Origin of the sequence: Streptomyces niphimycinicus, assembly GCF_018883605.1 — a bacterium.
In the GTDB taxonomy this organism is placed as follows: Bacteria; Actinomycetota; Actinomycetes; order Streptomycetales; family Streptomycetaceae; genus Streptomyces; species Streptomyces niphimycinicus.
In genome coordinates, this window is the sequence record NZ_JAHLEM010000091.1 from 1 (window position 1) to 14425 (window position 14425).

Genomic DNA, 14425 nt, shown 5'->3' on the forward strand with positions numbered 1-14425 from the left:
GATACGCGCACCACGAACAGCCTGATCAGAGGCATCCGCGCCCTCGGCGAACGCGCCGCTGCCGAACTCGAACAACGCTGGCGCACCTTGCAGCACGTCACTCTCAGCCCGCCCCGGGCGCCAAGAAGTCGTTCGCCGCCGCGCAACGGGTTCTGTCGCACACCACCACCGGTTCCGACTGCGAAATCTGAGTCCGGGCGTAGCGTGTCAGGAGGCGGGTCGGAGGGGCCACCACCCGGCCACATGGTCCAGGTCGCTTGTCGGGCCCTCCAGGCTCGCCCGCACGGTCGTTGTAGTGCTGCTCGTAGGCCGTGAGGACATGGCGTTTGCCGTGCGGATCACCAACCGGGTCAGGGATGAACTCGGTCGGCCAGCACGTCAATGAAGAGGGCGTACGCCACCAGCGTGTCCCGCGCTCCCAGCGACTGGAGCAGGCCCCCGGCGGCCGGCGAGGCCAGAGGGATCGCCCTCAGGTGATCAGCGATAGCCACAGTGACCGGTTCACCACGGTCCGCGGCCGCGGACGCCGGTGCAGCCACGGAGCGGCGAAGGCACCGGCGATCGCGGTCCCGTCGGGCGGCGCCACCATCACCCCGATCAGCGAGGGCGAGGCACCGAGCTCCTGGGCGCGCAGGCAGGATGTGGCCGGTGGCGAACAGGGCGCCGCCCAGCGGGCGTCCCGCCAGGTCGGCGCCGAGTTCACGGGCCTGGTTCTGGGCGACCGCGGTGGGCAGTTGGTGCCGGGGGACGATGTGCGGCAGTGCGGGCGCCGACCGGACTCCGCGAGCTGGAAGAACACGAAGCACGCGCCGTCCACGCCAGGGGCCTCCGGAAGTCGGCGAGCAGTGGACCGACCTGGGGGAGGTCCAACGAGGAGCGTGACCTCAAGGGCCGTGCCGGAGGGGACACGCCCACGGTGCCCGGGCCCGCCCTGACTCGTATCCTGCGGCAGCACATCGAAGACGAGGAGCTCTCCAGGCGGATGGGTCGGCCTGTCGAATGCTATGTCGAGGTGGGCAGGTGCGGGGAGCGGAGTACGAGGAGGGTGATCTCGCTGGGGGCGAAGACGCGGAACGGCGGGCCCCAGAAGCCGGTGCCGCGGCTGGTGTAGAGGAGGGTGCGGGGGCCGTGGTGGCTGAGGCCGGCGAGGGCGGGCTGGTCGATGCGGACGAGGTGGTGGAAGGGCCAGATCTGGCCGCCGTGGGTGTGGCCGGAGAGTTGGAGGTCGATACCGGCGGCTGCTGCCCGGTCGATGAACTTGGGCTGGTGTGCCAGGAGCAGGACGGGTAGGTCGGGGTCGGCGCCGTTCAAGGCTCCGGCGAGGTGGGCGCGATGGCCTGCCAGGCCGGAGGACTCGGCGGTGACGTCATCCACGCCGGCGACCACGAGGGTGTCGCCGCCGCGTTCGAGCAGCAGATGGCGGTTGCGCAGCGGCTTCCAGCCCAGCTCGTCCATCAGGTCGACCCAGCCTTGGGCCTCGCTGTAGTACTCGTGGTTGCCGGTGACGTATACCCGGGCCCGGGTGGCTCGCACGGTACCGAGTGGGGCGGCCTGGGCGCGGCGGCGTTCGGCCGTGCCGTCCGCGATGTCGCCGGTGTGGCAGACCAGGTCGGCTTCCAGAGTGTTCACCGTCTCGCATACCCGTGCCGACCAGCGAGCGCGATCGAGTGGGCCGTAGTGGGTGTCGGTGATGAGGACGACGCGGATGCCGTCCAACCCGGCACCCAGCCGTGGGAGTTGCACGTCGAGTCGGCGCACCCGTGGCACGCGGCGGGCCTCGGCGTACCCCCAGGCGAGCAGTACTGCGCTGATGCCGAGGACGGCCCAGGTGACGATGCGGGCCCGGTCCTGGCTCTCGCCGACGCCGGCCACGGTCAGGGCGAGCCGCAACAGGACGCCGGTCAGAACGGACCAGGTGAACAGAGTCCAGATGGTGCCCAGCAGGGTGGCGCCGATGATCGCCGCCCGATCCCGCTGGCGGCGGCCGTGGCCGCGTATCAGCAGGAGCGGCATACCGATGAGACCGAGGGCGAACAGGGCGGTGCCGGCCAGCGTGACCGGCAGCGGCCAGTGCTGGCCGGTGTGCAGGAGCACCCAGCAGGGCACGGCCCACAGCAGGACGGGGGCGATCAGGGGGATGAAGCGCATCAGGCGGCGCAGTCGGCTCTGCCGCGGCGCTTGCCCTTCACCCTCGGCGGGCCGGGTGCTGCTGGTGTCGGTCACGCTTCCCCTCCCTGACCAGGCTGCCGTCTCGCGCACTGTATCCGGTCGCCTTGGGCCGGCCGGACCGGCGTTCATGGGCGGTGGTCGTAGTCGCGGTCGGTCGGCGCCACGTCCGATCGGCGCCACGTCCGGTCGGCGCTGGGGCCGGCCGCGCTTGCCGCGCACGGGCGGCACGGCTTGGGGGAGTGGGATCAGATGGGAGACGTCGTCGGGGTGGGCGGCGGCCCGGGCCAGGGCGACCATCGAGCCGATGTCGTCACCGTCGTCGGCGAGGTCGGCGTGTCCGTCGCGGTTCATGTCGCCAGGTCGCTGGTGGGCAAAGTGACAGGCCCGTGGGCGGCGAGCAGGCGTTCGTGGGGGTTGGCAAGGTGCCACCCGGTTGGGCCGGCGGGTGCCGGAATCCGGTCGCGGCCAAGATCACTCCGCGTAATTCCGGCTCAGACCCGGTCATGCCGTTCTCGAGCGTTACCTCGCCTCCCGGGGGTCGACGAGATGGGCCGGTGGCCGGGGCAGAGCCGGTACATCGACCGGGACGCCCCCGCCGCGCAGCGACTCGGTGGCGGCATATCCGGCTGCTACCGCCTGGCGAGCGGCGACAGACGAGGTGAGGGTGGGTACGCCGGCACGGACGAAGGACACGAATTCGGCCAGCAGTTCCGGGTCCGCACCGCCGTGTCCGCCCGCCCCGCTCGGCACCTCGACAACGAGGTCCGCGTCCACGCGGTAGCCGGAGCGTCGGCCGTTCCACACCTTCACCACGGCTCCGTCGGTGTCGCCGAAGTTCTCCAGTCGGCCGCGGGTGCCGATGACGGTGTAGTTGCGCCAGTAGTCGGGGGTGTAGTGGCACTGCTGGTAGGTCGCGAAGACGCCGTTGTCGAGGTACATGTTCATCATGGAGATGTCTTCGACGTCGACCACGTCGTTGAGTCCGGTCAGCGAGGTCGGCGGCCAGTTGCGGTCCGGGTCGTACCAGTCGGAGAGGGTCTTGTCGCCCTGGCCTCCCCGGGCGGTGATGTCGCCGTAGACCGTGAGTCCGCCCATCGCGTTGACCCGCGTGGTGTAGCCGTCGGCCAGCCAGTGGATCACGTCGAGGTCATGCGCGCCCTTCTGTAGCAACAGTCCGGTCGTTCTGCGCCGGTCGGCGTGCCAGTCCTTGAAGTAGAAGTCTCCGCCGTGGCCCACGAAGTGACGGCACCAGATCGCCTTGACCGCTCCGATCTGCCCGTCCTGAATGAGCTCACGCATGACCTGCACGACGGGCATGTGCCGCATGTTGTGGCCGACGTAGAGCTTGGTGCCGGTGCGCGCGGCCGCGGCGAGGACCCGGTCGCAACCGGCGGTGGTGATCGCCAGGGGTTTGTCGACGAACACCGCGACGCCCGCCTCCAGGAAGTCGATGGCGAGTTCCTCGTGCGTGTGGTCCGGCGTGGTGAGGACGACCCCGTCCAGGTCCAGGGCGAGCAGCTCGCGGTGATCGGCGTACTGGTCGGCGTCCGGGTACAGCGTGCCTCCCGACTCGCGGCGCGAGGCGATCGGATCGCAGATCGCGGTCACCGCGGCCGGCAGTCCTCGCTCGGCGACATGTCTGCCGAGGCTGCTGCGCAGGCCCAGTCCCACGACACCGAGCCGAAGTTTTCCCTGCGTGTTCCGCGACGGCATGAGGTCTCCGAAGAAAAGGAAGAAAGGCGAAAGGTCAACGAAGGAGGGGCGGGCCTGGCCCGGATCCCTATGCCGTACGGCCGAGCATGTGCGGGAGTACGGCGTGCTGCGCGGGCACCCCCACGACGAGGCGCTCCACCTCGCTCACCGCCAGCTCTCCCATTCGGAGCAGCTCGGTGCCGAGGGAACCCGCGACGTGGGGCGTCAGCAGGACGTGGGGGTGGTCTCGCAGGGGGCTGCCGAGCGGAAGGGGCTCGGGAGCCGTGACGTCGAGGACCGCGTACAGTTGCCCGCCCTGCACCGCCGCCGTCAGGGCGGCGGTGTCCACCAGCTCACCGCGCGCGGTGTTGATCAGCGTCGTGCCCGGGCGCATCAGCGACAGCCGTCGTGCGTTGATCAGATGGCGGGTCTCCGGCAGCGCCGGGGCGTGCAGCGAGACGACGTCGCTGGTCGCCACCAGTTCGTCGAGGTCGACGAGATCCGCGCCGAGTTCGCCGGCTTCCGAGGCGGTGAGATACGGATCGGACACGACCAGGTCGAAGGCGTAGGCGCGCAGCAGTGTCAGGACACGCCGCCCGATCGCGGATGCCCCGACGATGCCGATGCGTTTGCGGTAGTTGCCGAGGTATGGGTACCGCGCGCTCAGGTTCGTGGAGGTTCCGGCGGAGCGGTACTCGGCGGCGAGCGGGAAGACGCGCTTGTTCGCGAGGATGATCATGGCGACGGTGTATTCCGCGACCGGAACGGCGTTGGCCGAGGCGGCCGAGGAGACCGACAGGCCCCGCTCCCAGCAGGCCGGGGTGATGTGGTGCTTGACCGATCCCGCGGCATGCACGACGGCTCGCAGCCGCGGCGCCAGGGCAAGCACGTCGGCCGTGAGCGGTGGGCAACCCCAGCTCGTGACGAGGATTTCGGCCCGACCGAGGCAGGCCACGGCCTCCGGAGTCGAAAACTCATGGAGTGCTTGTCCCGGTTCGACGTCCGCGACCGCCCGCAGTCTGTGTAGCAGTTCGTCGTCGAGCAGGCGCTCGCGAAGGCCGTGGTGCATGGCGAAGGCCACGCGCGCTCGGCTGCTCCTGGTCACTTTTCTCCTCGGCCGTGTTGGATGTGCGACCATCCAACGATCGCTGGACGAGAGGCGTCAACGGCCACCCGGCCGATCGAAAGGAAGCGAAAGCGGGAGCGGTTCCCGGGCGGTGCCGCAGGAGGACCGGACGACCAGGCCGGGCAGCAGGGACATGCGACGGGTCGCCACGTCGTCACCGGGTGAGCTGATGCGCAGCATCAGGGTTTCCACGGCCGTGCGCCCCACATCGAACTTGGGCGGGGCCACCGCCGTCAGGGGCACTTCGGCCAGCGCGGCGGCCTCGTCGTCGTAGGCGACGATCGCGAGGTCGCCGGGGACGTCGAGTCCGCGTTCGGCCGCTGTGTGCACGATGGCCGCCGCGTTCGAGTCGGCGTGGACGACCAGTGCCCGTACCCCGGCGGCGAGGCAACGGTCCACGAGGGAGCCGATCGCTTCGGCGTTCCCGAGCGGATCGAGGTCGGTGCGCGGCAGCTCCGTGTGCCCGACCCCGCCGTCGGTGATGCCCAGCCGGGCCAGAGCCGCGGTATGGCCGTCGAACAGCCAGCGGGCGGTCGGGCTGCGCAGCCCGGCAGCGGCGGCCACCCGAGGGTGGCCGGCGGAGACCAGGTGCTCCACCGCCATTTCGGCACCGGCGGCGTGATCGCTGCGGACGTACTCGATGCGCGCGGCGGCCGGGCCGGCCAGCGATCGCTCCACAAGGACGACGGGGACGTCGATGCCGGTCAGCCAGTCGATCACCGCCGGGTCCGGGTCGGGCGGGTCGGCCGTCGCGATCAGCAGTCCGTCCACCCCCGCGCGCAGCAGCCGAGCGACCTGTTGGCACTCGAGCTCGCGGTTGTAGTGGGAGACGGCCAGGACGACACGCACCCCGAGGACCCCTGCCGCGGACTCGGCTCCACGGATGACCCCGGGGTAGTAGTAGGTGGATGACGGGACCACCAGGCCGATGGTCGCCCCGTGCCTGGTCCGCCGCGCCTGGTCACCGCCCCGCTTGGGCGCGGGCGCTCTGCTCGGGATGCTCGCCCCGCCATAGACCCGTTCGAGGAGGCCCCGGTCGACCAGGGCGCCGATGTCGCGCCGCATGGTGACGGTGGAGACCCCCAGCCGTTGCGCCATGTCCGTCACCCTGACCCAGCCCTGGCTCTGGGCCGCTTGCATGATCGCTTCGTAGCGCTCTATCGCCAACATCACCCAGTCCCCCTGGCCGACCGATGGTCCGTGAGGTGTGTGAGTCGAGCAGCCTAATGAGTCCGGCCTTCGATCAAAACCCCTTGCTTTCGATTGCTTTCGATCTCATTGCGTTCGCACCGGCTTGCGGTGATGCTGACGATCGCCATTCGTACCGCCGCTACGAGAGCGAGGAACTGCTCATGGGCTCGTCCGGACCGGTACTGCCGGCAGAGGACCGCACACTCTCCCCCATCACCGGGTACACCAGGGCTCATTGGATATCCGTAGCCGACCAACTGCTCGTGGACGCCCACCGGTTCGCCTCACCGTCCGGCGCGCGGATCGTGCTGCCGGGCAAGGCATCGTCGTCGGGCCCCGACTCCGACCATCTGGAAGGCTTCGCACGCACGTTCCTGTTGCTCGCCTACCGGCTCGCGGGCTCCGGCGGCGAGGTGCCCGCCGGGCTGCTCCAGTCGTACGCCGATGGCATCGCCGCCGGCACCGATCCGCAGCACGCCGAGACCTGGCCGGCGATCGCCCAGAAGTGCCGCCAGACCCTGGTCGAGGCGTGCTCGCTCGCCCTCGGCCTGCACCTGACCCGGCCGTGGCTGTGGGACCGCCTCCCACCCGTGGTCCAGGAGCGGGTGGTGCACTGGTTCCAGGGTGTGTGGGGGCTGGAGATCCCGGACAACAACTGGCACATGTTCCGGGTGGTCGTGGGAGAGTTCCTCGCGAGTGTGGGGGCCGCGCACGACCGCGCCGAAATGGACGCCGATCTGGCCCGGATCGAGGACTTCTACGTGGCCGACGGGTGGTACCGCGACGGTGGCGACGCCCGTACCGCCGACAACTTCGACCACTATTGCGGCTGGGCCATGCACCACTATCCCATCTTGTGGGCGCTGATGGCCGGCGAGAGGGGAGCCGCGCGCCTTCCGGTGTTCCGGGAGCGGCTGGTGCGGTTCCTGGAGGACTTCCCGGTCTTCTTCGGCGCGGACGGCGCGCCGGTGTACCAGGGTCGGTCCCTGATCTATCGGTTCGCCGCCGCAACAGCTCCCTGGATCGGGGCCCTGGCCGACGCCACCCCGCTCGCCCCGGGGCTGACCCGACGTCTGGCCAGTGGCGCGTTGAAGCACTTCGTCGACCGCGGCTTCCGGGACACTCACGGGATCCCGACGCTCGGCTGGTACGGGCCCTTCCCGCCGATGGTGCAGGGATATTCGGGACCCGGTTCACCGTACTGGCTCTCCAAGGCATTCGCCGGGCTCCTGCTGCCGGAAGATCATCCGTGCTGGACGGCCGTGGAAGAGCCCCTGCCTGTCGAAGGCCAGGACCGGGTGGGGGCACTGCCCGCACCCGGCTTCCTCATGTCGGCCACCCACGCCGACGGCATCGTCCGGCTCGTCAACCATGGCAGCGACAACCACGCGCCCGGCCGCACCTCTTCGGACCCGCACTATGCCCGGTTCGCCTACTCCACGGCCACCGGTCCGGTACTTGGCGCCGCCGGCCTCTCCATGGCCGACAACCATGTGGGGCTGGTGGACCCCGCTCTGGGCCTGTCCAGCCGTACCCGCATCCACCGGCTCGGCGTCGCCGACCATTACGCCGCGTCCTGGCACCGGCCCGTCTGGCCCGGCGAGAGGGAGCAGGGGAACGCCGGCCTGCGAACCCCCGGAGCCCGTGGCGCCGACGCCCGGATCGAGACGGCGAGCGTGGTGTGGGGGCCGTGGGAGCTGCGCGCACATCTGGTCGACGCGCCTGCCCGCTTGACCCTGCACGACAGCGGATGGCAGGTCGCGGATGACAAGCCGCCGCGGCCGGACAGCGGCGACCGCTGGGCCGCGGCCGTCACCGGTTCCGGGCTGACCAGCATCTTCGTCTCCCTCAGCGGACACACCGCGGTGACCGTGGCAGCGACCGAGAACACCAGCGCGTTCGCCCGCTGGGCCGCCGTCTCGTACGCCATCGGTGAGCGGGCAGCGGACCGGACCGTGCATGTGGCCGTGGTCGGCCTCACCGGCGGCGGCCCCGAACAGGCTCTCGTCCCCTCCGGCATGCGCTGTGAGGTCGACGGGACGACGGTCACGGCGCAGTTCCCCGACGGCACCTGGGTCCTGGTCGCTCTCGGCGAGGAGGCCGCGCACGCGCCGACCCTCGGCGGCCACCGGCTGGCCGGCCCCGTGCGCTATGCGCGGATCTCCCCCGGGGAACGGCCGGCGATCGTCTTCGACCGTCCGCGGGGAGTGCGCACACGGGGCGGAGACGGATGAATACGCCGGCACGGCCGAACCGGCCGCCTGGGGTCAGCGTCTCTGGTCGGCTTGGTGATCGCCTGTGTTGCTCGGCGCTGTAAGCCGATTCCCTCCGGAGCCGTGCAGCCAGCAGTGTGTCCACTGCCCGGAAGGGAACTCCGTCCGGCCGGGGAAGGCCCGGCGGCACTCGTCGCGGGCCGAAGGGCAGCGGGGGTGGAAACGGCAGCCTGGCGGCGGGCTCACCAGACTCGGGGGCTCTCCCGGCGACACGGTCCGGTCGAACGCACTGCCCAACTCCGGGTTCATCAGCCGCTCCGGGTCGGGAGAGGACTCGAGCAACAGCCGAGTGTAAGGGTGCTTGGGATGCTGGATGACCTCCTCGGTGGGTCCCGACTCCACCAGTTGCCCGGCGTACATCACACACACGCGGTCGGCGAGATAGCGTGCGCCGGCGATGTCGTGCGTGATGTAGAGCAGTGACAGGCCGTCCTCGTCCCGCAGCCTGGCCAGCAGGTTGAGCATGTCCAGCCTGATCGACACGTCCAGCATGGAGATCGGCTCGTCACCGAGCAGCACGCTCGGCCGGACCGCGAGCGCGCGGGCGATCACGACGCGCTGCCGCTGGCCACCGGACAGCTCGTGGGGCAGCTTGTCGATGAAGTGCTCCGCCGGTGTGAGGTTCACCCTTTCCAGCAGCTCCAGGACCTGCTGCCGCCGTTCGGCCTTCGAGGCCGCCGCATGACCGTGCAGTCTCAGGGCCCGCTCGATGTTGTGCCGTACCCGGCGCATGGAGTTGAGGGATCCGAACGGATCCTGAAAGATCATCTGCACGGACGAGTGGTACGCCTTGGCGGCCTTGGTCCCCGGCCGTACGACGGTGCCCTCCAGCCGGATCTCCCCGTCTGTTACGGGGTGGAACAGTGCCAGCAGCCGGGCGAGCGTGGTCTTGCCGCTGCCGCTCTCACCGACGAGGGCGACGATCTCGCCGCGGTGGAGGGTGAGGTCGGCGTTCTCCACGGCACGGACCACCTGTGTCCTGCCCAGGACGCCGCTGACGTCGAAGTGGCGGGTCACACCGACCGCCTCGAGCACGGGTGTCGGGACGGGAGTCTTCCGGGCCGTCACAGACTCATCTCCTTAGGGACGGGGCCGGCGTCGTTCCCGGCCGTGCTGTGCAGATGGCAGGCGACGTGGCCCCCGCCCCGCGGCATGAGCAGGGGTGTCCGGTCATCGCACGGTTCGAATCGCCGTGCGCAGCGCGGATGGAAGGCGCAGCCGGGCGGTGGGTTCGTCAGGCTCGGCGGTGAGCCGGGAATGCCGTGCAGTTCCTGCCTGGGGGCGAACAGCGGCGGGAAGGAGTCTCGCAGTCCGCGGGTGTATGGGTGCTGGGGGTCGCTGTAAAGGTCTCTCGCGGCTCCCATCTCCACCACCCGCCCCGCGTACATGATCGCGATCCGGTCGGCCAGTTCGAGCAGCAGTGACAGATCGTGGGTCACGAACACGACCGCGAAGCCCAGCCGTGCGCGCATGTGCAGCACCTGGGAGAGGATCTGCCGCTGCATCACCACGTCGACGGCGGTCGTCGGCTCGTCCATGACGACGAGTGCGGGTTCGCAGGCCAGGGCCAGGGCGATCGAGGCGCGTTGCCGCATGCCGCCGGACAGCTCGTGCGGATAGGCCCGCAGGCGGTCCGGGGAGATGCCGACCATGGCGACCAGTTCGGCCGCTCGGGCCCAGGCGGCCTTCTTGTTCATGCCGCGGTGGTGCTCGCGCAGAGCGTCGGCGAACTGTGCGCCCAGCCGCATCACCGGGTTGAGGGCGTCCATGGCCGACTGCATCACGATGGCGATCTCGCTCCACCGCAGTCGGCGCAGCGCTCGCTCGGAGAGCCGCACCAGGTCTACGGGGGGTCCGCCGTCACGGTGCAGCCAGATTTCACCGTCCGTGGTCACCGCGGGCATTCGCTGTAGCCGGGTCAGCGCGGTGATCAGGCTGGACTTGCCGCACCCCGATTCGCCGGCCACCCCGAGGATCTCGCCCCGGTGCAGGTCAAAGGTCAGATCGCGGCAGGCGACCACGCCCGGCTCGGGGGCGGGCTGGACGTATTCGACCGTCAGGTTCCTGACCTCGAGCAGCACCTCGTCGCGTGGCGCGTCGTTGCGTGGAGAGTCGTTCATCGTGGGATCTCCTGTTCCACCGGCTCCGGTCGGGCGGCAATCGTCCTGGCGCGCTTGTCGACCTGCTTCACCAGGCTGCGCCGGGCCGCCTTGAGGCGGGGGTTGGCGATCTCGTCGATGCCGAAGTTCACCAGGCCCGCCGCCAGTCCGAGCAGCGCGATGCAGGCACCGGGCGGCACGAACCACCACCACAGGCCGCGCAGCAGTGCGGATTGCTGGTTCGCCTGCTGGATCATCGTTCCCCAGCTCACGGCGTCGGGACTGGTGATCCCGAGGAATGCGAGTCCGGCTTCGGCGAGCACCGCTCCGACGACCGCGTGCAGGAACATCGCGGAGGTCCATCCGGCCAGATGCGGCATCGTCTCGACGAACACCAGCCGCCAGCGGCGTTCGCCCAGCATGCGCATGGCGACGATGAAGTCGCGGTTGCGCAGGCTCAGGGTCTGGGCCCGCAGGGTACGGGCGCCTCCGGGCCACCCGAAGAAGCCGATGAGCAGCCCGATCATCAGTACGCCGCCGCCTTGCAGATAGCCGGCCACGACCAGGATGAGCGGGAACACGGGAAGGACCAGGAACAGATTGGTCAGGAAGGTGGTGCAGGCGTCCGCCTTGCCCCCCGCGAAGGTGCCGATGACGCCGACGAGCACGGCGATGGCGGTGCTCAGGATCCCGGCGATCAGGCCGACCACGACCGATCCGCGGGTCCCCGCGAGCACCTGCGCCAGCACGTCCTCGCCACCGGTGGTGGTGCCCAGCCAGTGCGCGGCCGACGGCGGTTGCCCGGTGGCGCCGTAGTCGATGGCCCGCGGATCCAGGCCGAGCAGGCTGTTGAGAGCGGGGCCGAACAGGGCGAGCAGACCGTAAACGGCGAGGAGGCCCAGGCCCACGCGGACCTTCCAGCTATGGGCGAAGTTCTTCATCGCTCAACTCACCTCCCGGGTACGCGGGTCCAGCAGGCTGTAGACCGAGTCCGCCACGAAGTTCGCGAACAAGGTCGCGAGGGTGATCAGCAGGAACACCGCCTGCATCAACGGGTAGTCACGCTTGTCGATCGCGTCGAACAGCAGGAATCCGATGCCGGGATAGGAGAAGACCATCTCGGTGAGCAGGGATCCGCCGACCACGTGGCCAAGGGCCAGCGCGAAGCTGGTGAAGCTGGGCAGGATCGCGTTGCGGGCACCGTAGCGGGTCATCACCCGCCAGGTCGACAGTCCCTTGGCTCGACCGAGCTGCACGTAGTCCTCGCTGATGGTGGTGACCGTCATGTTGCGCATGCCCATGAGCCAGCTCCCGGCCGAGGCGAAGACGATCGTCGCCACCGGGAGGATCCCGTAGTGCAGGACGCTCAGGAGGTAGCCGAAGGAACCGGGGGCCTCGTCGGGCGAGTATCCACCGGACAGCGGGAACCAGTGCAGGTGGAACGCGAGCACCCAGACGGCGAGGAGCGCCACCCAGAAGTAGGGCACGGAGGTCGTGAACATCGCCAGGGGCGTCAGGACCGAGTCGGTGAGTCGGCCGGGGCGCCATCCGGTGACGATGCCCAGTACGACCCCGATCACGAAGGCCAGCAGGGTGGCGACGCCGGCCAGCATCAGCGTCCAGGGCAGACCGGTCGCGATGAGGTCGGAGACGGGCACCGGGAAGCGGCTCACCGACACGCCGAAGTCCAGATGCGCCAGATTGCCCAGGTAGTCGAGGTACTGCTGGAACAGGTTGGTCTTGGGGTCGCCGAAGAGCGCCCGGATGTTGTCGATGGCTCCGGGTGGGAGCTGTTCGCCGCCGGAGGTCTTCTGGAACTGGCGGAGGATCGCCTCGGCCGGATCACCGGGCATCAACCGCGGGATGAGGAAGTTGGCGGTGATCGCGGCCCAGGCCGCGGCCAGATAGAAGCCGGTCCTCCTGAGGAGGGGCAGCCACCGGGATGCCCGGCGTCCGCGCCGGGCGGCGGAGCCGGGGGCCGGCAATGCCCCCGGCTCGTCCGCGATGAGAAGCGATGACTCAGTCACGTTGCGGTCCTCGTCCTCACGTGGCCGGCTTGAGGTTCTGGAGGGTCATGGTGAAGTCCGGACCGTTGATGACGTGCGGCACGTGGTCGGACTTGCCCGGTTCGGGCCAGCCCTGCCATCGGCCGGCGTTGATGTCGATGAACCACACGGTCTGGAAGAGCGGGCGCAGCGGGACCTGTTCGGCGACGATCTTCTCGACCTGGGCCGAGAGGCTCTTGATGCGCTCCGGGTCGTCGGTGCGGCGCATCTGGTCGAGCAGTTCGTCGGTCTTCGGGTCGCGCCAGCGGACCGTGTTGTTGAAGTTGGAGTTCTGGCCGATCGGCTTCGCGTACTTGCTGTCCAGCATGGAGGAGTAGGAGTTGTACACGCCTTTGCCGGAGCCGGCGTAGTTGAACGCCATGCCGAAGTCGCCTTCGTTCACCTCCGGATCGAAGCTGGAGGACTGGACGGGCGACAGCTTGACCGTGAGGCCCAGGGACTTCTTGGCCTGGTCGGCGAAGCCCCGGGCGAAGGCCTGCCAGTTGGCGTACTCCTGGATGAACTTCAGCTCCAGGGGGTAGGACTTGCCGCCCTTGACCAGCTTGCCGCCCTTGACCTGGTAGCCGCCGGCCGCCAGTTCCTTCCTCGCCAGTCCGACGTCCTGCTTGTTGGTCTTCCCGCGGTACCGCTTGGCGATGAAGTCGCTGTACGTCTGCTCGTCGAGGCCGGTGATATTGGCCGGGGCCTGCCCGGTGTCGCTGAGGGCCAGCATCTTCCGGGCGTCCACGGCCGCCAGGATGGCGCGCCGCACGTGGACGTCGTTGTACGGCGCTACGGCGTTGTTGAAGTACAGCGCCGTGCTGCCGCCTTGCGGGTAGACGCGGTAGAGGTTGGTCTTCGGGTTCTTGGCCACGAACTCCGTGTCGGCGTCCGCCCACGCGGTCGTGGCCAGGTCGAGTTCGCCGCTGAGCAGCTTGGGCTTGGCGGCGTCGTCGAGCAGAGCGGGAATCTTGATCGTCGGGACGGCGACGGGCTTGCCCCAGTAGTGGTCGCGGGTCCGGTAGGTCACCTGCTGGCTGCTGAAACTCCCGACGGTGTAGGGGCCGGTTCCGACCGGATTCGGGTCGGTCCAGGACTTCAGGTCCTTTCCGGCCCACTGGTGCTCGGGGACGATGTCGAGTTTGCCGGCGCCGAAGCTGCTGAGCTCGGCGTAGGCGGGATGGTCCCAGGTGACCTTGACGGTATGGGCATCGACCTTCGTCACCTTCTTGTACGAGACGCCGGCGACGTTCAGCTCGGGCTTGTCCAGCACCATCCGGAGTGTGAAGATCACGTCGTCGGCATCGAACTTCCGCCCGTCCGACCAGCTCACGTCGGGGCGCAGGTGAAAGGTGAGCTCGGTTCCGTCCGAGTTCCAGTCGAACGACTTCGCCAGCCAAGGGTCGATCTTCGCGCCCTTGGTGTAGTCGACTCTCACCAGTGGCTCGAAGATCAGCCGTGGGGCCGGGCTCTTGTCGCTGGCCGGTGAGTAGATGTTGAAGTTGCGCACCCAGGTCGTGACGGCCCCGGCGGTCATGGTCAGCGCCCGGCCTCCGCTCGCGGTGGAGCCGGCACTCCCGGTGGTGCCCCCGCTACAGGCGCCCGCGCCCAGGGTCAGAGATATCGCGATGCCGACGGCGCCCAGTCGGCGCCGACCTTTCTTGCACGGAAACACAGCGTCCTCCTCGGGGTACCGGCGTCTGCGGCCGAAAAGCACCGCAGGGAAGTTCTCGGACTGTAGGGGTACACCGAGGAAGTCGGCCAGAATGGTGGCTCAACCGAACAACATTGATCACTTTAGCGATCGCGAAGCCCTATTTCCGGCCATGG

General features: G+C 69.4%; 11 protein-coding genes. 1 reads left to right on the forward strand and 10 read right to left on the reverse strand.

The window, feature by feature from the left end; genetic code table 11:
* Positions 1-469 precede the first annotated feature (469 nt).
* From KN815_RS10685 to KN815_RS10705, 5 genes are all read right to left on the reverse strand, one after another.
* On the reverse strand, positions 470-703 hold the full coding sequence (locus KN815_RS10685; RefSeq protein ID WP_216341536.1) for a hypothetical protein: 234 nt from the start codon (positions 701-703) through the stop codon (positions 470-472).
* Positions 704-1002: 299 nt separating this feature from the next.
* A complete protein-coding gene (locus tag KN815_RS10690) occupies positions 1003-2223 on the reverse strand; it encodes a metallophosphoesterase (protein WP_216341560.1) in 1221 nt (406 codons plus the stop codon).
* A 465-nt stretch (positions 2224-2688) separates the two neighbouring features.
* Positions 2689-3882, reverse strand: a complete 1194-nt coding sequence (locus tag KN815_RS10695; protein WP_216341537.1) for a Gfo/Idh/MocA family protein — start codon at positions 3880-3882, stop codon at positions 2689-2691.
* A gap of 67 nt (positions 3883-3949) precedes the next feature.
* Positions 3950-4999: a hydroxyacid dehydrogenase gene (locus KN815_RS10700; RefSeq protein ID WP_372458316.1), complete on the reverse strand. Its 1050-nt coding sequence runs from the start codon at positions 4997-4999 to the stop codon at positions 3950-3952.
* Between the two features lie 24 nt (positions 5000-5023).
* Positions 5024-6157: a substrate-binding domain-containing protein gene (locus KN815_RS10705; RefSeq protein ID WP_301184566.1), complete on the reverse strand. Its 1134-nt coding sequence runs from the start codon at positions 6155-6157 to the stop codon at positions 5024-5026.
* Positions 6158-6339: 182 nt separating this feature from the next.
* On the opposite strand from KN815_RS10705, the gene KN815_RS10710 reads away from it, so the two are divergent.
* A complete protein-coding gene (locus tag KN815_RS10710) occupies positions 6340-8412 on the forward strand; it encodes a DUF2264 domain-containing protein (protein WP_216341539.1) in 2073 nt (690 codons plus the stop codon).
* Between the two features lie 33 nt (positions 8413-8445).
* Here KN815_RS10710 and KN815_RS10715 read toward each other — a convergent pair whose 3' ends face one another.
* From KN815_RS10715 to KN815_RS10730, 5 genes are all read right to left on the reverse strand, one after another.
* On the reverse strand, positions 8446-9519 hold the full coding sequence (locus KN815_RS10715) for an ABC transporter ATP-binding protein (protein ID WP_216341540.1): 1074 nt from the start codon (positions 9517-9519) through the stop codon (positions 8446-8448).
* Complete coding sequence (locus KN815_RS10720; RefSeq protein WP_253208886.1) at positions 9516-10571, reverse strand: ABC transporter ATP-binding protein; 1056 nt, start codon at positions 10569-10571, stop codon at positions 9516-9518. The genes KN815_RS10715 and KN815_RS10720 overlap by 4 nt, the downstream gene beginning before the upstream one ends.
* The gene (locus tag KN815_RS50200) at positions 10568-11491 is read right to left on the reverse strand and encodes an ABC transporter permease (RefSeq protein WP_253208887.1); all 924 of its coding nucleotides are present in this window, start codon (positions 11489-11491) and stop codon (positions 10568-10570) included. Before KN815_RS50200 ends, KN815_RS10720 begins: the two co-directional genes overlap by 4 nt.
* Positions 11492-11494: 3 nt before the next feature.
* Entirely contained in the window at positions 11495-12484 is a 990-nt protein-coding gene (locus KN815_RS10725) for an ABC transporter permease (protein ID WP_253208891.1), read from the reverse strand.
* Positions 12485-12593: 109 nt separating this feature from the next.
* A complete protein-coding gene (locus KN815_RS10730) occupies positions 12594-14270 on the reverse strand; it encodes an ABC transporter substrate-binding protein (protein WP_216341542.1) in 1677 nt (558 codons plus the stop codon).
* Between the last annotated feature and the right edge of the window lie 155 nt (positions 14271-14425).

Excerpts from the sequence above, each read along its gene's own strand:
- KN815_RS10720 (WP_253208886.1), bottom strand. The coding sequence starts at position 10,571 with ATGAACGACTCTCCACGCAACGACGCGCCACGCGACGAGGTGCTGCTC.
- KN815_RS10700 (WP_372458316.1), bottom strand. The coding sequence starts at position 4,999 with ATGGTCGCACATCCAACACGGCCGAGGAGAAAAGTGACCAGGAGCAGC.
- KN815_RS10710 (WP_216341539.1), top strand. The coding sequence starts at position 6,340 with ATGGGCTCGTCCGGACCGGTACTGCCGGCAGAGGACCGCACACTCTCC.
- KN815_RS50200 (WP_253208887.1), bottom strand. The coding sequence starts at position 11,491 with ATGAAGAACTTCGCCCATAGCTGGAAGGTCCGCGTGGGCCTGGGCCTC.
- KN815_RS10695 (WP_216341537.1), bottom strand. The coding sequence starts at position 3,882 with ATGCCGTCGCGGAACACGCAGGGAAAACTTCGGCTCGGTGTCGTGGGA.
- KN815_RS10705 (WP_301184566.1), bottom strand. The coding sequence starts at position 6,157 with ATGTTGGCGATAGAGCGCTACGAAGCGATCATGCAAGCGGCCCAGAGC.